The 20,323-nt window shown below is 74.0% G+C and carries 17 protein-coding genes and 1 tRNA gene; 3 read left to right on the top strand and 15 right to left on the bottom strand.

Translation table 11 applies throughout. The features are described 5' to 3' along the window. The 4 genes from ABZ497_RS06005 to ABZ497_RS06020 all read right to left on the bottom strand — a co-directional run. Positions 1-101: NAD-dependent epimerase/dehydratase family protein (locus tag ABZ497_RS06005; protein WP_285736291.1), on the bottom strand; the 101-nt coding region annotated here is incomplete at its 3' end. A 118-nt stretch (positions 102-219) separates the two neighbouring features. Next, entirely contained in the window at positions 220-888 is a 669-nt protein-coding gene (locus ABZ497_RS06010; protein WP_329489308.1) for a LuxR C-terminal-related transcriptional regulator, read from the bottom strand. Positions 889-1,055: 167 nt separating this feature from the next. Then, positions 1,056-1,131 (bottom strand) — tRNA-Thr (locus ABZ497_RS06015). Between the two features lie 135 nt (positions 1,132-1,266). Next, positions 1,267-1,677, bottom strand: a complete 411-nt coding sequence (locus tag ABZ497_RS06020; RefSeq protein WP_359803689.1) for a helix-turn-helix domain-containing protein — start codon at positions 1,675-1,677, stop codon at positions 1,267-1,269. 155 nt (positions 1,678-1,832) lie between these two features. Here ABZ497_RS06020 and ABZ497_RS06025 point away from each other — a divergent pair, with 155 nt between their 5' ends. Continuing rightward, positions 1,833-2,438: a flavodoxin family protein gene (locus ABZ497_RS06025; RefSeq protein WP_329489306.1), complete on the top strand. Its 606-nt coding sequence runs from the start codon at positions 1,833-1,835 to the stop codon at positions 2,436-2,438. A gap of 63 nt (positions 2,439-2,501) precedes the next feature. Here the strand turns inward: ABZ497_RS06025 and ABZ497_RS06030 are convergent, their stop codons facing one another. The 4 genes from ABZ497_RS06030 to ABZ497_RS06045 all read right to left on the bottom strand — a co-directional run bounded on the left by ABZ497_RS06030 (position 2,502) and on the right by ABZ497_RS06045 (position 7,747). Then, positions 2,502-3,842: an MFS transporter gene (locus tag ABZ497_RS06030; RefSeq protein ID WP_359803691.1), complete on the bottom strand. Its 1,341-nt coding sequence runs from the start codon at positions 3,840-3,842 to the stop codon at positions 2,502-2,504. Between the two features lie 162 nt (positions 3,843-4,004). After that, on the bottom strand, positions 4,005-5,297 hold the full coding sequence (locus ABZ497_RS06035; RefSeq protein WP_359803693.1) for a S8 family serine peptidase: 1,293 nt from the start codon (positions 5,295-5,297) through the stop codon (positions 4,005-4,007). A 235-nt stretch (positions 5,298-5,532) separates the two neighbouring features. Further along, entirely contained in the window at positions 5,533-7,176 is a 1,644-nt protein-coding gene (locus ABZ497_RS06040) for a WXG100 family type VII secretion target (protein WP_359803694.1), read from the bottom strand. Positions 7,177-7,219: 43 nt separating this feature from the next. Next, on the bottom strand, positions 7,220-7,747 hold the full coding sequence (locus ABZ497_RS06045; RefSeq protein WP_359803695.1) for a hypothetical protein: 528 nt from the start codon (positions 7,745-7,747) through the stop codon (positions 7,220-7,222). Between the two features lie 401 nt (positions 7,748-8,148). Here ABZ497_RS06045 and ABZ497_RS06050 point away from each other — a divergent pair, with 401 nt between their 5' ends. Beyond that, the gene (locus ABZ497_RS06050) at positions 8,149-10,185 is read left to right on the top strand and encodes an FUSC family protein (protein ID WP_359803696.1); all 2,037 of its coding nucleotides are present in this window, start codon (positions 8,149-8,151) and stop codon (positions 10,183-10,185) included. 79 nt (positions 10,186-10,264) lie between these two features. On the opposite strand, the gene ABZ497_RS06055 is transcribed toward ABZ497_RS06050, so the two are convergent. The 7 genes from ABZ497_RS06055 to rsmI all read right to left on the bottom strand — a co-directional run bounded on the left by ABZ497_RS06055 (position 10,265) and on the right by rsmI (position 18,297). Continuing rightward, positions 10,265-12,073 carry an ABC-F family ATP-binding cassette domain-containing protein gene (locus tag ABZ497_RS06055; protein WP_359803698.1) on the bottom strand — a complete coding sequence of 603 codons (1,809 nt, stop codon included), beginning with the start codon at positions 12,071-12,073 and terminating at the stop codon, positions 10,265-10,267. A 111-nt stretch (positions 12,074-12,184) separates the two neighbouring features. Further along, positions 12,185-13,111 carry a 4-(cytidine 5'-diphospho)-2-C-methyl-D-erythritol kinase gene (locus ABZ497_RS06060; protein ID WP_359803700.1) on the bottom strand — a complete coding sequence of 309 codons (927 nt, stop codon included), beginning with the start codon at positions 13,109-13,111 and terminating at the stop codon, positions 12,185-12,187. Further along, positions 13,108-13,992, bottom strand: a complete 885-nt coding sequence (rsmA, locus tag ABZ497_RS06065) for a 16S rRNA (adenine(1518)-N(6)/adenine(1519)-N(6))-dimethyltransferase RsmA (protein WP_329489298.1) — start codon at positions 13,990-13,992, stop codon at positions 13,108-13,110. The genes ABZ497_RS06060 and rsmA overlap by 4 nt, the downstream gene beginning before the upstream one ends. A gap of 112 nt (positions 13,993-14,104) precedes the next feature. After that, positions 14,105-14,983 carry a TatD family hydrolase gene (locus tag ABZ497_RS06070; protein ID WP_359803702.1) on the bottom strand — a complete coding sequence of 293 codons (879 nt, stop codon included), beginning with the start codon at positions 14,981-14,983 and terminating at the stop codon, positions 14,105-14,107. Continuing rightward, positions 14,983-16,605 carry a methionine--tRNA ligase gene (metG, locus tag ABZ497_RS06075; RefSeq protein ID WP_359803704.1) on the bottom strand — a complete coding sequence of 541 codons (1,623 nt, stop codon included), beginning with the start codon at positions 16,603-16,605 and terminating at the stop codon, positions 14,983-14,985. The genes ABZ497_RS06070 and metG overlap by 1 nt, the downstream gene beginning before the upstream one ends. Before the next feature lie 164 nt (positions 16,606-16,769). Next, positions 16,770-17,195: a hypothetical protein gene (locus tag ABZ497_RS06080; protein ID WP_359803706.1), complete on the bottom strand. Its 426-nt coding sequence runs from the start codon at positions 17,193-17,195 to the stop codon at positions 16,770-16,772. 235 nt (positions 17,196-17,430) lie between these two features. Beyond that, positions 17,431-18,297: a 16S rRNA (cytidine(1402)-2'-O)-methyltransferase gene (gene rsmI, locus ABZ497_RS06085; RefSeq protein WP_329489294.1), complete on the bottom strand. Its 867-nt coding sequence runs from the start codon at positions 18,295-18,297 to the stop codon at positions 17,431-17,433. 97 nt (positions 18,298-18,394) lie between these two features. On the opposite strand from rsmI, the gene ABZ497_RS06090 reads away from it, so the two are divergent. Then, complete coding sequence (locus tag ABZ497_RS06090) at positions 18,395-20,215, top strand: phospholipid carrier-dependent glycosyltransferase (protein ID WP_359803709.1); 1,821 nt, start codon at positions 18,395-18,397, stop codon at positions 20,213-20,215. Positions 20,216-20,323: the final 108 nt, after the last annotated feature.

A 20,323-nucleotide genomic window follows, 5' to 3' on the forward strand; every position in this document is an offset into this window, starting at 1 on the left:
AGGTCGTCCAGGACGGTCACCTGGTGTCCCGCCTCCAGCAGGTGGGCGGCGACCACGCTGCCGACATAGCCGGCGCCACCCGTGACCAGGTACTTACTCATGATGAGACCTCCAGCGGGCGATGGTCCGCCGGTGGGCGGCCATCGGTGACGTACGTACGACTGGGGCCTATTGTCCCTGGCCGCGGGAGTGCTCCGGACCGCCGGCCGGACCGCCCGCTCAGTCCCGCGCCATCCGCTCCAGCAGTCCCGTCCGGGCGGCCACCGCCGCCGCCTCCAGCCGGGTCCGCGCGCCGAGCTTCATCAGCACCCGCTGGACGTGCGTCCGGGCGGTGCTCGCCGCGATCCGCATCCCGGCGGCGATCGCCGCGGTGTCCTCGCCGTCCGCGATCCGGGCCAGCACCTGCACCTCACGGCGGGTCAGCAGCCGCAGCAGGCGGAGCGCTTCGTCGTCCGGCTCCGCGGCCGGGCGCAGCAACTGGTCGAAGGCGCCCCGGAGCACGTCCACCGCGACCGCCGCCTCCCCGGCCCGGGCCCGCCCGATGGCCCGCTCGACCACTTCGATCCGCTCGTCGCTGGGCACGTAGCCCGCCGCGCCCGCCGCGAACGCACCGGCCACGCCCCGCAGTTCACCGACCGGGCCGAGCACGATGACGGCCACCTCGGGCCGCTCCCGGCGGATCCGGCGCAGCCCGTCGAAAGCACCGGGATCGGCCGGACCGGCCACCCCGAGCAGGCACACCTCGGGCCGGCGCCCGGCCACCAGGTCGGCGGCGGACCCGGCCGGCGAGCCGACCGCGAGCACCCGGTGACCGCGCAGCTGGAGCGCGGTGGCCAGCGCCTCGGCCAGCAGCCGGTGGTCGTCGACCACCACGAGTCGAACGCCCATGACACCCTCCCCGTCGGGGTCCGGCCCGCGCCCGCACCCGGTGGGGCGGGCGGCCGATGACGCACCATCACAGCGCATTCGGCACCCGGCCCGCTAGCCCGCCTCCGGCCCGGCGACGGCGGGCGGACACGAAAAAGACCCTCGCCGTTGGGCGAGGGTCTTTCACTTGGAGCCCCCATGCGGAATCGAACCGCAGACCTTCTCCTTACCATGGAGACGCTCTACCGACTGAGCTATAGGGGCGAACCGGTCGAACAAGGAAGACATTACACGGCCGACGGCCCGGAAGGGAAATCGGCTCCGACCACCCGATCGAGGACATCCGACCCCCTCGCCGACCCCCCGCCCGAGGGCGCCGCGACGGCGTCGTACAGCCGGTCAGGCGTCGGCGTGAGCCCCGTCGAACACCTCGCGCGCGGCGAGCATCTCCGCGGTCCGCTCCTCCGTCCAGCGACCGACCGGCGCCAGCAGCGCGGACAGCTCCCGGCCGAGCGGCAGCAGGTCGTAGACCACCCGCGGCGGCGTCTCGGGGTACACCGTGCGCCGCACCAGGCCGTTGCGCTCCAGGGTGCGCAACGACTGGGTGAGCATCTTGCGGCTGACCCCGTCCACCGCGCGCTGCAGCTCGGAGAACCGCTGCGGACCGAACTCGCCGAGGCTCATCAGGATCAGCATCGTCCACTTGTCCGCCAGGTCCGCGAGCATGGCGCGGCTCGGACAGAGCTGGGCGAAGACATCGAGGTCCTGGGCCTGCTCCGGCCCGGCCGGGGACCGCTCCTGCGTCGTCATGCCCTCCAGGGTAGCCCTTCGGTCTCCAATCCATTCTTGGTAACTTCTAGAGACCTGGTCTACATTAGAGACCATTGGACGGGGCGGCGCCGAGCCGCCGTCCCCGGCCTCCCCTGCCGTTCCCTTTCACGCGTCCCACCGAGGAGCACCCAGCCATGACCGCCATCCGCCCCACCGTCGCCATCGCCTACCACTCCGGCTACGGCCACACCGCCGTCATCGCCGAGGCCGTGGCCCGCGGCGCCGCCGCGAGCGGTGCCGAGGTCGTCACCGTCGCCGTCGACACCATCACCGAGGAGCAGTGGGCCCGGCTGGACGCCGCGGACGCGATCGTCTTCGGCTCGCCCACCTACATGGGCACCGCCTCCGGCGCCTTCCACGTCTTCGCCGAGGCCAGCAGCAAGCGCTGGTTCGGCGACGCCTGGCTGGACAAGGTCGCCGCCGGCTTCACCAACTCCGCCTCCAAGAGCGGCGACAAGTCCGGCACCCTCGGCTTCTTCCAGACCCTCGCCGCCCAGCACGGCATGAACTGGGTCAACCTGGGCCTCAAGCCGGGCTGGAACTCCTCGACCGGCACCGAGCACGACCTCAACCGCCTCGGCTTCTTCGCCGGCGCCGCCGCCTCCACCCCGTCCGACGGCGGCACCGACGCCGTCCACCTGGCCGACATCGCCACCGCCGAGCACCTCGGTGACCGCGTCGCCAAGCACACCGCGATCCTGCTGGCCGGCCGCGCCGCCCTGACCCCCGTCGCCGCCTGACAGTGACCCACCCGGGGTGCCGAGCCGCCCGCCGGGCACCAGGCGCGGCACCACCACCGCGCGCTACGCCGCCGGGTCCGCCCCCAGGGCGGGCGCCCGGCGGCGTCCGCCGTCGGCCCCGGCCGGCGCGAGGTCCGTCCCGCTGGTCTCCGGCAGCAGCCGCAGGCAGCAGAGCGACACCAGCCCCAGCGCCGCCAGGTACCAGCCGACCGGCTCCGCCGTCCCGTAGACGTCGGTCAGCCTGGTCGCGATCAGCGGCGTCGTCGCACCGCCCACCACCCCGCCCAGGTTGTACGTCAGCGCGGCGCCGGTGTACCGCACCCGGGTCGGGAACAGCTCCGGCAGGTACGCCGCCAGCGGCCCGAGCAGGCACCCCAGCACCACCATCGACCCGGCCAGGGCCAGGAACATCAGCGGCCGGCTCACCGTCTCCAGCAGCGGGAACAGCAGCAGCGACCAGAACACCGCGAGCCCCGTCGCCCCCTGCAGCATCCGCCGGCGCCCCCACCGGTCACTGCGCCGGGCACTCACCCAGACCGTCACGGCCTGACCCGCGACGCCCGTCAGCAGCATCGACAGCACCACCGTGCCGGGCACCCCGAGCCCGGTCGTCGCGTACGCCAGGGCGTACGTGGTGGTCAGGTAGAACAGCGCGTACCCGACGGTGATCGCCCCGCAGCCGATCAGCACCGTCCGCCAGTGCCCGCGCAGGACCTCCAGCACCGGCGGCCGCGTCCGCACCTCACCGGCCCGGAACAGTGGCGTCTCCTCGATCCGCAGCCGCACGAACATCCCCATCGCCACCAGCGCCAGCGACGCCAGGAACGGCACCCGCCAGCCCCAGCCGTGGAACGACCGCTCGCTCAGCGCCAGTTGGAGCACCAGGAAGATGCCGTTGGCCAGCGCGAAGCCGATGGTCGGCCCCAGTTGCAGGAACGCCCCGTACCGCCCGCGCCGCCCGGCCGGCGCGTTCTCCGCGATCAGCAACGCGGCCCCGCCCCACTCCCCGCCGAGCCCGACGCCCTGGCAGACCCGCAGCAGCACCAGCGCGGCCGGCGCCCACCACCCCCACGCCCCGTACCCCGGCAGCACACCGACCAGCGCCGTCGACAGGCCCATCAGCAGCAGCGACACCACCAGGGTGGCCCGCCGCCCCAGCCGGTCCCCGAAGTGCCCGAACACCACCGCCCCCAGCGGCCGGGCCAGGAACGCCACCGCGTACACCGAGAACGCCGCCAGCAGCGCACCCACCGTGCCCAGGCCCGGGAAGAACACCCCGCCGAAGACCAGCGCGGCCGCCGTCCCGTAGATGAAGAAGTCGTAGAACTCGATCGCCGTACCGATCAGCGCCGCCGCCGCGGCCCTGCGCAACTGCGCCGACCGGCGGGCTTCCTGCGTATCCATACCGCCACCCTGGCGACCCCCGCACCCCCGCGACAGCGCCCACCCGGGTGACGACGGCGCACAACCGGCACCTCACGCCCGCCCCGCACCACGGCCACCACCGACGACGACTGCCCGGCCACCGGGGCTCACCCCAGCGGCCGGGCAGTCGGACCGTCTCCCCTAGCGGGCGTACGGATTGTCGCTCGGCGGAGCCGGCGGCCCGTACGACGGCGGCCCCGGCGGCACCCCGGGCCCGGCCTGCGGCGGAGCCTGCGGGTACCCCACCGGAGCGGGCGGCGCCTCGACGGCCGGCGCGGCGGTGGCCGCCCCGCGCCGGCGCAGCACCAGGAACACCACGCCCGCCACGAGCACCAGCCCGACCACCACGGCGACGACGATCGGCAGCGCACTGCCGGAGTCGGACGCCTCGGCGGCGGGCGGCTGCGCGGCCGGCGGGGCCGCCACGGGGGCACTGTTCGCGGTCTGCGGCGCGCTCGCCGCCGCCGAAGCACCGGTGGACGCGCTCGCCGAGGGCGACGGGGCGGCCGACGGCGAAGCCGGGGGGGCCTCGACGGCCTTCTCGGGGATCGGGGACACGTCCGCCGGCCCCGGGTCCCCCGGCGTGGTCAGCGCGATCCGGGGCCGGACCGCGCCGTAGCCGACGTTGTCGGCCCGGGCGGCGCCGTCACTCGGCTTCCCCGCGGTGTTGATGAGCACCCGCAGCACCTGGTTGGCGGTCCAGTCGGGGTGCACCGCCCAGACCAGCGCCGCCGACGCGGAGACCAGCGCGGTCGCGTCGGAGGTGCCGTGGCTCTTGCAGTACCCGGTCTGGCCCGTGCAGGCGTCGACCATATCCATACCGGGCGCGACAAGATCGACCTGCGGCCCTTGCTCCGACTCCGACGTCACCACACCGTTCCGGTCGACCGCACCCACCCCCACGACACCGGGCAGACCGCCGGGGTACTCGACCAAGTTCCCGCTCTGAGCGGAGTTCCCGACGCTGGCGACCACCAGCGAGCCCTTCGCGTTCGCACCGGCGATCACCCGGTTCAGTTTGGCCACGTCGTCCGGAGAGGTACTGGGGGCGGCCATGCCCTGCGAGATGTTGATGACCTTGGCGCCCTGCTCGACGGCGAAGGTGATGGCCTGACCGATCTGGTCGAGGAAGTCCGCCGAGGTGACGGCACCCTCGTTGCCGTTCCGGATCTTCAGCGGAAGGATCTTGGCCCCGGGCGCCAGACCGTAGGCCCCGTTGCCCCCCATGCCCTTCCCGGATCCCGCGATGAGACTGGCCATCTGCGTGCCGTGGCCGGTGGCCGAGGCACCCACTCCGCCCGGAAGGCCGCTGAAGTCCTTACCCGGTAGCAACTGCCCCACCAGGTCCGGGTGATCCAGCTTGAACCCGCCCTCGATCACCGCGACCGTGACGCCCTGCCCCTTCGAGGTCTGCCACATCTCCGGCGCACGCATGGCATCCAGGTGCCACTGGTCGTTCCGGATCGAACCCTCCGCAGCGGCCGGAACCACGGCTGGGCCCACTACAACGCCTGAGGCCAGCAGCGCCACAGCGAACATTCGCCCACCGACCCGTACATCCGTTCGCCGCATCACGACTCCTCGTTGTCTCCCCGTCACCGAGGACCATGCCCCGGACAGGTCTGCCCGGCCACCGGGGGAGCCCAGTGGCCGGGCAGTCGTCACAGTCCTACTCAATCACGCCCGGATTGCTCTGCGGCGTACCGTTCGTCCAGGTCTCCTCGTCCTCGTGCAGGTAGTCCGCACGCTTGCGGCGGTCGCGCTCGCTCTTGCCCGCGTGACCCGACATGCCGGGACCGCCCGCCATGCCGTTCTGGCCCGAGCGCGGCCCGTTCTCCGCGCCCGCTCCGCCCGTGGCACCCGCCCGGCTCCGCAGGCCCGTGCCACCGGGAGTGAACGCACCCCCCGCGGCCGGACCCTTGGTCCCGCCGACCGTGCCACCAGTGGTCGAGGTCAGGCCCCGACCGCGCGAGCTGCCACCGGAGGCTCCGCCACCGTGGCCGCCGCCCATGCCCGGGTGCGTGCCGCCGCCCGAACCGCCCATGCCGTTGCCGGCCGCGGACCGACCGCTGCCGCCCTGGGCCTCACGCGATCCGAAGGGCTGTCCGCCGCCGGGCAGCCCGGACGGGGTTCCCTTCGGGGGGACCGATCCGCCACCGCCACCGAACGGGTTCGTCCGGCCCGAGGTCGGAATGGTCGGGCTGCTCCCCTTCGGGGGGAGCGAGCCGCCACCGGGGCCGAAGGGGTTGAACGGCAGGGGCCCGCCGGGCTGACCGCCGGGGCCGACCGGAAGCCCGTGCGTACCTCCCGGGCCGTTCGGCGGGAAACCGCCGGGCCCGGTCGGCGCCACCGGACCGGTGGGAGAGGTCGGCAGGGTGGGCACGCTGTCGATGCCGGTCCCCGGTCGGTGGATCACCGGAGACGACGGGTCGGGCGTCGGCCCCGGGATGCCCGGGTCACCCGGCAGCGGCACCGGCGTCGGACCGGGGCGCGGCGGGACCGGGTCGATGTGCCCGGGCCCGGTCGGGACCGGCGCGGGCGGACGGGGGGTCACCGAGCCGCCGCCTCCGCCCCCGGGCGGCGGGCTGTAGCTCCCGCCACCGCCGCCGCCCCCGTTGGGGTTGGGGGCGTAGTGGCTGGAGCCCGTTCCGCCGCCACCACCACCGGGCACATAGTCCGACGAACTGTCCCGGTCACCCCCCTGGCCCGGAGTCCCCGGCAGGGGTGGCAGCTCCAGCGAGTTCAGCTTCGTGGTCGCCGCCTCGTAGGCCTGCCCCAGCTTCACCATCTGGTTGATGGCTTCCTGGTGCTCCTGGTCGACCTTCTTCTTCGCCGCCGCGGCCTCGGTCGCGGTGACCCAGTTGGAGTCGACCTTCTTCATGATCTGGTCGGCGGAACTGCCCACCCCGCCGTACTTGATCTCCAGCAGCGGGGTGATGGTGGGGCACGGCTGGCTGTTGTGCTTGTTGACCGTCTCGACCTCGGCCTTGGGGACGTCGGGCACCGCGGTCTTGGCCGTGCTGAGCGCCTCGCCCGCCTGGTGCATGGCATCGCCCGCGCCGGTGGAGTAGTCCCCGATCAGCGCCGCCGACTTGTGGAAGTTCCCGGCCCAGGTCTTGAAGCTCTCGGCGGCCGGCCCCTCCCAGGAGATCTGGTCGACATGCGCCTTGAGTGCCTGGCTGAGCTCCTTCAGGACCTTGCCGGCCGCCTGCAGCTGGGTACCCCGGCTGAGGACCTTGCCGGGGTCGGTGCCGGCGACCATGGCCTTGAGCTCTTCGTGCTTCTTGCCTTCGAAGTCTGTTCCGCCTGCCATTACTTACTCCCCGTCCTACCGAAACTCCTGCCCCTGACCGGCATCAGAAGGCCACCTTCGGGCCCGGCCCGCTCGGCCCCGCCGCCGGGTTGACCACACCGGCGTTCTTCGCGACCGCCTGCTGGGCGGCCGTGGTGTTCTCCTCGTTGCCGGCGTAGTTGCCCGCCGTCTGCGCGACCGCCGTCTTCATCGCCTCGATCTGGGAGACGAAGTCCTTGTGCAGCTTGACCAGGGCGTCGTGGGTCTTCCCGTACGCGGCCGTCAGGTCGGTGGACTGCGTGAAGCCCTTGCCGAAGTTGTCCGCGTGCAGCCGCTGTTCCTGGAGCTTGTAGGGCGCGGCCTCCGAGCCCTCCATCGCCTGGAGCAGCGCCTCGATCTTCTTCGCGAAGGCGGTCAGCGTGTCCAGCTCGATCTTGACGTTCTTGCTTCCGAAGGCGGACACCAGCGCCGAGGCGCTGACGTTCGTCTCCACGGCCCGGACGACGTTGTCGACCACGCCGAACATGCCGCCGAACCAGCCGCCGCCATGGGTCCCGAGCGTGAACGGCTTGTCGTCCGGAGGCGCCGTCACGCCGTTCGTCCCGGCTTCTCCGCCTACAGGTGCGTCAGCCACCGCAAATCCACCTCTCCCCCGCGTGCGGGGCGGCCCGTGGGCCGCCGCACCGCAACACACCGTCAACTTCTCGGTCTTACAGTCGTACTCGGCGTACCGCCCGCCGTCCGGACAGCAGTCGCCTGAGCCATCGTAGCCACCCGCTCCGTCAGGTCGGCAGGGCCGGTGCCCCAGGGGCGTGCGATCGGTACGAACTTGACACGTACAGGCCCCGGCGGCCCCGCCCGGCCGACCGCTAGACTGGCCGGGTCCGGTTCGGCCGGGTACGACCTCATCTGCCGCGCAATGTCGCACAGCAGCGACCCTCCGCCCCGCCCACCCGCGTGCGAGGCGGCCCGCAGCGGAATGGATGTGATCACGTGCCGTCCCGGTCGTCCGGTCCCGTACGGCGGAGCACCCCCTGGTGGGCGCGGGCCGCCCGTCCGGCCCGGCCCCCGCTGCCGCTCGCGCCGACGGTGCGCGCGGCGGTCGGCATGGCGGTGCCGCTCGCGCTCGGGCTGCTCTCCCACCACCTGGACCTCGGCGTCTTCGCGGGTCTCGGCGCGATGCACGCCACCATGAACGACCGCGTCGAGCCCACCCGGCTGCGCGCCCCGCGGATCGCCTCGGCGGTGTCCGCCTCCGCGCTCGGCATGCTGATCGGCACCGCCCTGCAGGAGTTCCACCCCCGGGGGCTCCTGTCGACCGCCCTGGCCATCGGTGCGGCGCTCACCGCCACGGCGTTCGTGTCCGGGGCGCTGAGCGCCACCGGGCCGCGCGGGTCCGCGGCGGGGATGCTGCTGCTGGTCTCCGCCGCGCTGGGGAGCGGGATGCCGCTCGCCCGGCCGTGGTGGGCGGCCGCGCCGATGATGCTGGCCGGGGCCGCCTTCGTGGTCCTGCTCGGCCTGCCGGGCCGCAGCCACCGCCGCCCGCGCGCCGACCCGCGGACCCGGGCGCTCGCCGCCGCGTACGACGCGCTCGGCGCCACCCTGGCCGACCTGGGCACCCCGCGGGGCGCCGCGTCCCGCCAGGTCCTGACGGCCCGTCTGAACCAGCTCCAGGACCTCCTCCCGCCGCCTCGCCCCGGGGTGCCCGAGGCCCCCCGCACCGTCCGGCTCCGCCGGATGTACGAGGCGGCGCTGGCGGCCACCGAGGCGGCGAGCGGACTGCTCTGGGCCTGGCGGCCCGTCCCGCCGGAGGCCGCCGCCGTTCCCGGGCTCCTCGCCCGGGCCGTGGAGCGCGGCGGCGGCGAGGTGGCGGTGCCCGACTGGCAGCCCGACACGCCGTCCCGGCAGGCGCTGGACGCGGCCCTGCGGGCGGCCGCCGAGACCGTCGCCGGGCGCGAGGCCGCCCTGGGGACGGCGCCACCGCCGCCCCCGGACCCGTGGCGGCTGCGCGTGCGGCTGCTCTCCCGGGAGTCGGTCCGGTACGGCCTGCGGGTGGCGCTCTGCATCGCGGTCGGCTCGGCCGCCACCGCCTCGTTGCCGCTCAGCAAGAGCTACTGGGTGCCGATGACGATCGCCTTCGTGCTCAAGCCGGACCTCGGCTCGGTGTTCCTGCGCGCGGTCAGCCGCTCGGTCGGCACCGTACTGGGGGTGGCGGTGACGGCGGGGGTGCTCCTGCTCACCACCGACGCGTGGGCGCTGACCGTGATCGCCGCGCTCTGCGTGGCCCTGCTGCCGTACGCGACGGCGGCGCACTACGGCCTGAACACCGTCGCCATCACCCCGATGGCGCTGATCCTGCTCCAGCTCGGCGGGCAGAGCGGCGCGGCCGAGTTCTGGCCCCGGGTCCTGGACACCGCGCTCGCGAGTGCGATCGTGCTGCTGTTCGGCTACCTGCTCTGGCCGGAACGCCCGCGCCACCGGATCGAGCCCCGTCTGGTCGACGCGACGGCCGCGCTCCACGCCTACCTCGCCTCGGTCACCGGAGAGACCCGGCCGATCCCGGCCGCCGCCACCCAGACCCTCGCCACCACGCACGCCCCCGCCACCACGCACGCCCCCGCCACCGCACAAGCCCCCGCCACCCCGGTCGCCGAGGTCTGGCTCCGCCGCACCGCCTACCGCGCCCTCGCCGACGCCCGCCGGGAGGTGCAGCAGGGTCTCACCGAGCCGCCGCCCACCGGCCGGCTCGCCGAACGGTGGCTGCCCGCGACCGCCGCGCTGGAGCGCCTCAGCGGCGCCGTGGCGGCGTACGCGGCACAGATCCGGTACGGCGGCCGGGTCCCCGACCCGGGCGAGGTGGAGCGGGTCCGGCGGGCCCTGGACGACCTCACCGCGGCCGCTCGCGCGCACCGGCCGCCGACCCGGCCGGCGGCCCGTCCGACCCGGCCGCACGACCCGGCGCGCAGCGCGCTGGGCCGTGCGGCGGACGAACTCGAAACGCTCCTCGGCGACCGAGGCCGACCGGGCTGACCGGGCCGACCGGGCTGACCGGGCCGACCGGCCACCCGCCCCCGACCGGCTGGGCCGGCCCGGCCCGCCAGGCCGGCCCTCAGACCTGCTCGGCCAGCTCCATCCAGCTCATCTCCAGCTCCTCCTTCTCCTCCCGAACACCGCGCAGCTCGGTGTCCAGCTCCGCGACCTTGGAGAAGTCGGCGGCGTGCTCGGCCAGTTGGGCGTGCAGCTTGGCCTCCTTCTGGTCCAGCTTGGCGATCTGCCGCTCCAGCTTCTGCATCTCCTTCTTCGCCGCCCGCACGTCCCCGGCGGACGGGCCGGCCGACGCCGCCGCCACGACGCCGGCCGCGGCCGCCGGCACCGCGGCGGCCGCCATCCGGGCGCGCCGCTCCAGGTACTCGTCGACGCCGTTGGGCAGCATCCGCAGCTTCTTGTCACCGAGCAGCGCGTGCACCACGTCCGTGGTGCGCTCGATGAAGAACCGGTCGTGGCTGATCACGACCATCGAGCCGGGCCAGCCGTCGAGCAGGTCCTCCAGCTGGTTCAGCGTCTCGATGTCGAGGTCGTTGGTGGGCTCGTCGAGGAACAGCACGTTGGGCTCGTCCATCAGCAGCCGGAGCAGCTGCAGCCGCCGCCGCTCGCCGCCGGAGAGGTCGCCGACCGGCGTCCACTGCTTGTCCTTGCCGAAGCCGAACTGCTCGCAGAGCTGACCGGCGCTCATCTCCCGGCCCTTGCCGAGGTCCACCCGGGAGCGCACCTGCTCGACCGCCTGCAGCACCCGGGTCTCCGGCTCCAGCTCGGCGACCTCCTGCGAGAGGTAGGCCAGCCGGACCGTCTTGCCGACCTTGATCACACCGGAGGCGGGCTGCACGTCGCCCTCCGAGGCGTACGCGTCGCGCATCGCCCGCAGCAGCGAGGTCTTGCCGGCGCCGTTGACGCCGAGCAGGCCGATCCGGTCGCCGGGGCCGAGCTGCCAGGTCAGGTTCTCCAGGAGCAGCTTCGGGCCGGCCGTGACGGTCACGCCCTCCAGCTCGAAGACGGTGCGGCCGAGCCGCGCGTTGGCGAACTTCATCAGCTCGCTCTTGTCCCGCGGGTCCGGCACGTCGGCGATCAGGGCGTTGGCGGCCTCGATCCGGTAGCGCGGCTTGGAGGTCCGGGCGGGGGCGCCGCGGCGCAGCCAGGCCAGCTCCTTGCGGGCGAGGTTCTGGCGCTTCTGCTCCTCGGTGGCCTCGATCCGGGTGCGCTCGGCGCGGGCGAAGACGTAGTCGGAGTAGCCGCCCTCGTACTCGTGCACCGCGCCGTGCTGGACGTCCCACATCCGGGTGCAGACCTGGTCCAGGAACCAGCGGTCGTGGGTGACGCAGACGAGCGCGGAACGGCGGTTCTGGAGGTGCTTGGCGAGCCAGGCGATGCCCTCGACGTCGAGGTGGTTGGTGGGCTCGTCCAGGACGATCAGGTCCGGCGAGCCGAGCAGCAGCCTGGCGAGGGCGATCCGGCGGCGCTCGCCACCGGAGAGCGGGCCGATCACGGTGTCCAGGCCCTCGGCGAAGCCGGGCAGGTCGAGGCCGCCGAAGAGGCCCTCGATGATGTCGCGGATCCGCGCGTCGCCGAGCCACTCGTGGTCGGCCCGGCCGGCGATCACCTCGTGCCGGATGGTGGCCTTCGGGTCGAGCGAGTCGTGCTGGGTGAGGACGGCCATCTCCACCCCGCCGGCGTGGGTGATCCGCCCGCCGTCCGGCTCCTCCAGCTTGGCGAGCATCCGGATCAGGGTGGTCTTGCCGTCCCCGTTGCGGCCGACGACGCCGATCCGGTCCCCTTCACTGACGCCGAGGCTGACCCCGTCCAGAAGGGCCCGGGTGCCGTAGACCTTCGTGACGGACTCGATGGTGGCGAGGTTGACGGCCACGTGTGCTGCGCTCCTGGATTCGGCGGTCGGGGCCGCGCCGATCTCCCGGTACGCACCCCATTCGGGGTCGCCCCGATCTCCCCAGCCTAACGGGGATGCCGGCGGGGCCCGCTACGGCAGTACGCCAGCCCCCGGGACCGGGCCGTACGTCGCGTGCGCGGTGCGGCAGGTGCCGGACGCGCGCAGGGCCTCGGCGACGGCGGCCGCCGCCTCGGCGTCCTTGGCCAGGAAGGCGCAGGTGGGGCCGGAGCCGGAGACCAGGGCGCCGAGGGCGCCGGCCTCGGTGCCGGCCCGCAGGGTCGCGGCGAGCGACGGGCGCAGCGAGAGGGCGGCCGGCTGGAGGTCGTTGGCGAGCGCACCGGCCAGCGCGACGGGGTCACCGTCGGCGAGGGCGGCGAGCAGGGCGGGGTCGGCGTCGGGGGTGGGCACCTCGGTGTCGCCGGAGCCGGTGCCGGCCTCCTCCCGGAGGCGGTCGCACTCGCGGAAGACGGCGGGGGTGGAGAGTCCGCCGTCGGCGACGGCGAAGACCCAGTGGAAGGTCCCGGTGACGGGCAGCGGGTCCAGGATCTCGCCGCGTCCCCGGCCCAGGGCGACGCCGCCGAGGAGGGCGAACGGCACGTCGGAGCCGAGTTCGGCGGCCAGTTCCAGCAGCGTCCCGGCGGGGGTGCCGAGCTCCCACAGCGCGTCGCAGGCCACCAGGGCGGCGGCGCCGTCGGCGCTGCCGCCGGCCATCCCGCCGGCCACCGGGATGGCCTTGGCGATGTGCAGCCGCACGTCCGGCTCGCCGAGGCCGTGCCGGGCGGCGAGCAGCCGGGCCGCGCGGGCGGCGAGGTTGCTGTCGTCGAGCGGGACGGCGGCCGCGTCGGGGCCGGAGCAGGTGAGGGTGACGCCCTCGCCCGGCCCGGCGGCGCTCGCCGTCACCTCGTCGCCGAGGGCGACCGCGAAGAAGACGTTGGCCAGGTCGTGGAAGCCGTCGGCGCGCAGCCCGCCGACTCCCAGCTGGACGTTGACCTTGGCGGGGACGCGTACCGTGATCACTCGGACTCCGGCTTCACGGGCTTGTGCTCGGCGATGGCGGCGAACTGCTCCACCGTCAGCATCTCGCCGCGCAGCTTGTGGTCGATGCCGGCGCCGGCGAGCGCCTGCTCGGCCGCGGCCGGGGAGCCGGCCCAGCCGGCGAGGGCGGCGCGCAGGGTCTTGCGGCGCTGGGCGAACGCGGCGTCGACGACGGCGAACACCTCGGTGCGGCTCGCGGTGGTCCGCGGCGGATCGCGGCGGATCAGCGAGACGAGCCCGGAGTCGACGTTCGGCGCGGGCCAGAACACGTTGCGCCCGATGGCGCCGGCCCGCTTCACCTCGGCGTACCAGTTGGCCTTGACCGAGGGGACGCCGTACACCTTGTTGCCGGGCTTGGCGGCGAGCCGGTCGGCGACCTCGCTCTGCACCATCACCAGGGTGCGCTCGATGCTGGGGAAGGTCGCCAGCATGTGCAGCAGCACGGGGACGGCCACGTTGTAGGGCAGGTTGGCGACCAGCGCGGTGGGCGGCGGGCCGGGCAGCTCGGTGACCTCCATGGCGTCGCTGAGTACCAGGTCGAAGGCGTCCGCCTTGCCGGGCAGCCGGGCGGCGACGGTGTCCGGCAGGTGCCGCGCCAGCACCGGGTCGATCTCGACCGCGGTGACGTGCCGCGCGACCTCCAGCAGCGCCAGCGTCAGCGACCCGAGCCCGGGGCCGACCTCCACCACGGAGTCCTCGGCCGTCACCCCGCCCGCCCGGACGATCCGCCGGACGGTGTTGCCGTCGATGACGAAGTTCTGCCCGCGCTGCTTGGTCGGCTTCACACCGAACGCGGCGGCCAGCTCCCGCACGTCGGCGGCGCCCAGCAGGTGGATGTCAGAGGTGGGATCGGTGGTGCTCACGCGCCAAGGATACGGGCGCGGGGAGCCCCCGGGGTTCGGCCACCGCGGCGGGGGCGCTCACCACCGGGTGCGGCGGCGCGCATGGCCCGGCGGAACGCCCGGTCCGGTCGGCTCAGTACCCGAAAACCCTGGCCGTGTTCGCCGCGATGGCGGTGGCCAGCTCGTCCTCGTGCAGCCCCAGCGTCGCGGCCATCGAGCGGACGGTGACCGGGATCAGGTACGGCGCGTTGGGGCGGCCCCGGTACGGGTGCGGGGTGAGGAAGGGCGCGTCGGTCTCGACCAGCACGCGGTCCGGCGGGGTGGCGGCGAGGGCGTCCCGCAGCGGCTGGTTGGCCTTGAAGGTGACCGGTCCGGCGAAGGACAGGTACCAGCCGTGCTCGGCGCAGGTCCTGGCCATCGCGGCGTCGCCGGAGTAGCAGTGGAAGACGGTCCGCTCGGGGGCGCCCTCCGCCAGCAGCACCGCGATGACGTCCTCGTGGGCGTCCCGGTCGTGGATCACCAGGGCCTTGTCGTGCCGCTTGGCCATCTCGATGTGCCGGCGGAACGACTCCTTCTGGATCTCCACGCCCTCGGGACCGGTCCGGAAGTAGTCCAGGCCGGTCTCGCCCACGGCGCGGACCTGCGGCAGCGCGGCGAGCGCGTCGATCTCGGCGAGGGCGGCGTCGAGCGCGGCGGCGCCGCCGGCCGGGCGCTGCTGCCCGGACCAGCCGTCCGGGTCGCCGAGGAAGATCCGCGGCGCCTCGTTGGGGTGCAGGGCGACGGCCGCGTGCACCTGCTCGAACTCGGCCGCCAGATCGGCGGCCCAGCGCGAGCCGGGCACGTCGCAGCCCACCTGGACGACGGTGGTGACGCCGACGGAGGCGGCGCGCGCCAGGCCCTCGGCGGGGGTGCCGGACTGCATGTCCAGGTGGGTGTGCGAGTCGGCGACCGCCACCGCCAGCGGGGCGGGCAGCGGCGGTGGCGTCGACCGGTCGTCGTCCTTCTTCGCCATCAGGCGGCGGGCTTCTCTTCGAGGCGCGGGAACAGGATCTCGCCCTTGGTGACGGTGGCGCCGGCGGGCAGCCGGCCCCAGTCCGCCGCGGTGGCGACGGTCTGCGCGGACAGCGCGCCGAGACCGGCGGCCTCGGCCCCGAGCGAGACCCAGAGCTTCTCGGCGGTGGCCGGCATCACCGGGTTGAGCAGCACGGCGGTGGCCCGCAGCGCCTCGGCGGCGGTGTAGAGGATGGTCGCGAGGCGCGCCCGGCCCTCCTCGGACTCGTCCTTGGCGACCTTCCAGGGCGCCTGCTCGGTGAGGTAGCCGTTGACCTGCTTGACGAACTCGAAGACCGCCGCGAGGCCGCCGGCGAAGTCCAGCTCCTCGCCGATCTTCCGGTCGGCGGTCGCGACCGCCGCCGTCAGGCCGTCCGCGACGGCCTGCTCGGCCGGGCCGTGGGCCGGCGAGGCCGGCAGCGCCCCGTCGAAGTACTTGCCGACCATGGCCGCCACCCGGGAGGCCAGGTTGCCGAAGTCGTTGGCCAGCTCGGAGGTGTACCGGGCGGTGAAGTCCTCCCAGGAGAACGAGCCGTCGGTGCCGAACGGGATGGCCCGCAGGAAGTAGTAGCGGTAGGCGTCCACGCCGAAGTGCGAGGTGAGGTCCTGCGGGGCGATGCCGGTCAGGTTGGACTTGGACATCTTCTCGCCGCCGACCATCAGCCAGCCGTTGGCGACGACCCGCTTGGGCAGCGGCAGTCCGGCGGCCATCAGCATGGCCGGCCAGATCACCGCGTGGAACCGCAGGATGTCCTTGCCGACCAGGTGCACGGAGGCCGGCCAGAGCTCGGCGAAGCGCTCCGGGTCGGTGCCGTAGCCGGCCGCGGTGATGTAGTTCTGCAGCGCGTCGACCCAGACGTAGAGGACGTGCTTCTCGTCCCAGGGCAGCGGCACGCCCCAGTTGAAGGTCGAGCGGGAGATCGAGAGGTCCTTGAGGTCCTGCTCGACGAAGCGCAGCACCTCGTTGCGGGCCGTGGCGGGCTGGATGAAGTCCGGGTTCGCGGCGTAGAACTCCAGCAGCTTCGGGCCGTAGGCGGAGAGCCGGAAGAAGTAGTTCTCCTCCTCAAGCCACTCGACCGGCCGCTTGTGCACGGCGCAGAGCTTCTCGCCCTCGGTGGCGCCGTCCAGCAGCTCGGCGGGGAGCTTGTACTCCTCGCAGCCGACGCAGTACGGGCCGGAGTAGCCGCCCTTGTAGATCTCGCCCTTGTCGTAGAGGTCCTGGACGAACTCCTGCACCCGGTCGGTGTGCCGCTCCTGGGTGGTGCGGATGAAGTCGTCGTTGGCGATCTCCAGGTGCTGCCAGAGCGGCTTCCACGCCTCCTCGACCAGCTTGTCGCACCACTCCTGCGGGGTGACGCCGTTGGCCTCGGCGGTACGCAGGATCTTCTGACCGTGCTCGTCGGTGCCGGTCAGGTACCAGACCTTCTCGCCGCGCTGGCGGTGCCAGCGGGTCAGCACGTCGCCCGCCACGGTGGTGTAGGCGTGGCCCAGGTGCGGGCGATCGTTGACGTAGTAGATCGGGGTGGTGACGTAGTACGCCGGGGTCGCGTCCCCGGTGGTGCTGTGTTCTGCAGTGGCCGCCATGGTCGGCAAGCTTAATCGGGTACGGGGGCGGCCCTCGACCCGTGCCCACCGGGGCCGGCGCCGCCCGCCCGTCGGCGCCTCGCGCCGGTCCCCGGTCGGCTCCCGCTCCGCCGGGTCGTCCGGCCGTCGGTCCGCCGACCGGCCGCCGAACCGTCCTCCCGGGGTCAGCCCGTCACGCGCGCCCAGAGCCGGGCCAGGCGTCCGCGCGGCGCGGCGGGCGCGGCCACCGGCAGGGCACCGGCCGGCTCGGCGTGCGCCGAGTAGCCCGGGGCGTGCTGCCAGGACTTGTCCGCGCTGGCCACCCGGCCCTCGCGCATGATCCGGACGGTGTGGCCGCCGCAGCCCGGGCAGGTCGGCTTGAGCAGCGGCGACGGCACCCGGACACCGTTGGCGTGGTACTCGAACACGACGTGCCCGTCCCGGGCCATGTGGTGCTCGATGTCGTACGCCTGCTCCCAGCCGTATCCGCAGCTCAGGCAGGCGAAGGAGTAGGCCTCCCGGACGGTCTCGACAGGGGTCTGCGGCCGGCCGGTCAGGCCGGGGTCGCTCAGCGCATTGCCACCGCGGGGGCTACCGATCGTCTCGCTCATAGCAGTCTCCCAGCGCCCGCCGGGCGCTCGCCCGGCTGGGTCTTTCCATCCCAGGAAATGCCCGGACCGCCCCGGCCGATGCCCCTCTTGTGAAGACTTGGACGCGGATTGGGAATCCCTATACGAAAGGGTGGATCCTGACCGAAAACCACGGCCAAAGCTTCAGCTCGGCGGGCGTTTACCGGGGCCTTCACTCCAAGGTACGCGCCCCCGTCACCCCCGGCACCTGCGGCTTTCAGGCCGGCCCGGCCGGCGTGTTCTTGGCCGCCACCACCGCGTCGAACACCTCCCGCTTGGGCAGCGCCAGCTCCGCCGCGACCGCCGCGATGGCCTCCTTGCGGCGCTCCCCGGCCTCCTCCCGGACAGCCACCCGGCGGGCCAGCTCGGCCGGGGTCAGCTCGGCCGGGGCGGCCGGCGGGGCGCCCGCGACCACCACGGTGATCTCGCCCCGGACCCCGTCGGCGGCCCACTGCGCCAGCTCGCCGAGCGGGCCCCGCTTGATCTCCTCGTAGGTCTTGGTCAGCTCGCGGCAGACCGCGGCGGGGCGGTCGGCGCCGAACGCGAGGGCCATCGCGGCCAGCGTCTCGGCGATCCGGTGCGGGGCCTCGAAGAAGACCATGGTGCGCGGCTCGGCGGCGACCGTGGCCAGCTGGCGCGCCCGGTCCCCGGTCTTGCGCGGCAGGAAGCCCTCGAAGGTGAAGCGGTCCACCGGCAGGCCGGACAGCGCCAGCGCGGTGAGCACCGCGGACGGACCGGGCACCGCGGTGACCTTGACGTCGGCGGCCACCGCGGCGGCCACCAGCCGGTAGCCGGGGTCGGAGACGGACGGCATCCCGGCGTCGGTCACCAGCAGCACCCGGGCGCCGCCCAGCAGCGCCTCGACCAGCTCGGGGGTGCGGCCGACCTCGTTGCCCTCGAAGTAGGAGAGCACCCGCCCGGCCGGGGTCACCCCGAGCGCCTGGGTGAGCCGGCGCAGCCGCCGGGTGTCCTCGGCCGCGATCACGTCCGCCGTGGCCAGCTCGGTGAGCAGCCGGGGCGGGGCGTCCGAGACGTCGCCGATGGGGGTGCCTGCGAGAACGAGTACTCCTGTCACGGGCCCCATCCTTGCAGTAACCGGGCCCCGGGTGTTTTTGGTGACGATTCGGGCAGCTTCGGAGGGAGCCGTCCTCCCCGAAGGAAGCGCCCCTACGATGTGGCGGATGAACGGCGACACGGCGGCGCAGACGCCCACTGGTACAGACCACACCGCGCAGGGTGGCGTCGGCGTGCCGGTCCTGACGGACCAGGCGTCCCCCGCCGTCCCCGCCCCGCGCGCGTCCGGGGAGGAGGAGCGCCCGGATCCGTCCTGGCTGCGGCGCCTGGCCCGGCACGGCTACACGCCGCCGCCGAAGGCCACGCTCGCCGAGCGGCTGGTGCCGCCGATGCCGGACGGCCCGGGCGTGACGCCGGCCCGGGTCGCCCCCTCGCCGGTCCTGCTGCGGCTCGGCGCAGCCGTGCCGGCGCCGCTCTGGTCCTGGCTCTGCCGCTGGGCCGGCTGGCTCGGCCCGCTCCTGGTGGCCCTGTTCGGCGGACTGCTCCGGTTCAGCGGCCTCGGCGAGCCGAACGCGATCATCTTCGACGAGACGTACTACGCCAAGGACGCGTACGCGCTCTGGCACGGCGGCTACGAGATCAGCTGGCCGGACGGCGCCAACGAGCAGATCATGGCGGGGTCGGCGGTGCCGTACCGGCCGGACCCGAGCTACGTGGTCCATCCGCCGGTCGGCAAGTGGATCATCGGCGCGGGCGAGCAGCTGTTCGGGATGAACCCCTTCGGCTGGCGGTTCGCGGTGGCGCTGCTCGGCACGCTGTCGATCCTGATGGTGGCCCGGATCGCCCGCCGGCTGTTCCGCTCGACCCTGCTGGGCTGCGTCGCCGGTCTGCTGCTCGCCGTGGACGGCCTGCACTTCGTGCTCAGCCGGGCGGCGCTGCTGGACCTGGTGGTGATGTTCTGGATCCTCGCCGCGTTCGGCTTCCTGCTGCTGGACCGCGACCGCACCCGGGCGAGGATCGTCGCGCGCCTGGGCGGTGTGGCGGACTCCGCCCTGGCCCAGCGGCTGAACCTCGGCTGGCGCCCGTACCGGATCGCGGCCGGCGTCTGCGTCGGCCTGACCTGCGCGACCAAGTGGAGCGGCCTGTACGTGGCCGCCGCCTTCGGTGTGCTGACCGTGCTCTGGGACGCCGGTTCGCGCCGGCTGGCGGGCGCCGGCCGCCCGTACCTGTGGACGCTGGTCCGGGACGTGGTGCCGGCCTTCGTCTCGGTCGTGGTGGTCTCCGCGGTGGTCTACGTGACCTCCTGGTGGGGCTGGTTCGCCAGCAGCACCGTGCCCGGCCGGGGCGGCTACGGCCGGGACTGGGCGGTCGGCCGGGACACCGCGTTCCCGTGGATCCCGGAGGGCCTGCGGGCGCTCTGGCACTACCACTCCACGGTGTACGACTTCCACACCCACCTGAGCGATCCGCACACCTACCAGTCCAACCCGTGGAGCTGGCTGGTGCTCGGCCGACCGGTCTCCTTCTTCTACGAGTCCCCGAAGCAGGGCCAGGCCGGCTGCACCGCGAGCGACTGCGCCCGCGAGGTGCTGGGCATCGGGACCCCGCTGCTCTGGTGGGCCGGCGTGGTGGCGCTGGTGTACTGCCTGTGGCGCTGGGCCGCCCGGCGCGACTGGCGGGCCGGCGCGGTGCTCTGCGGCCTGGCCGCCGGCTACCTCCCCTGGTTCGCCTACCAGCAGCGGACCATCTTCCTGTTCTACGCGGTGGCCTTCGTGCCATTCCTGGTGCTCGCCGTGACCATGCTGGTCGGCGCCCTGATCGGGCCGGCCGGGGCGTCCCGCGACCGGCGGATCATCGGTTCCGCGGCGGCCGGGCTGCTGGTGCTGCTGATCGTCTGGAACTTCCTCTTCTTCTACCCGCTGTACACCGGGCAGACGATCCCGATGGACGACTGGCGCAAGCGGATGTGGTTCAACACCTGGATCTGACGGCCCCGGGGCGGGAACCGTGCCGACGTGGTGCGCGACACGTACCAGATCCGTCACAAGACCCGGGCGTTTCGTCGGCGCACCGAGTTCGGCTGCCTAGGCTGGTCA

It is taken from the genome of Kitasatospora sp. NPDC005751 (assembly GCF_040630835.1).
In the GTDB taxonomy this organism is placed as follows: Bacteria; Actinomycetota; Actinomycetes; order Streptomycetales; family Streptomycetaceae; genus Kitasatospora.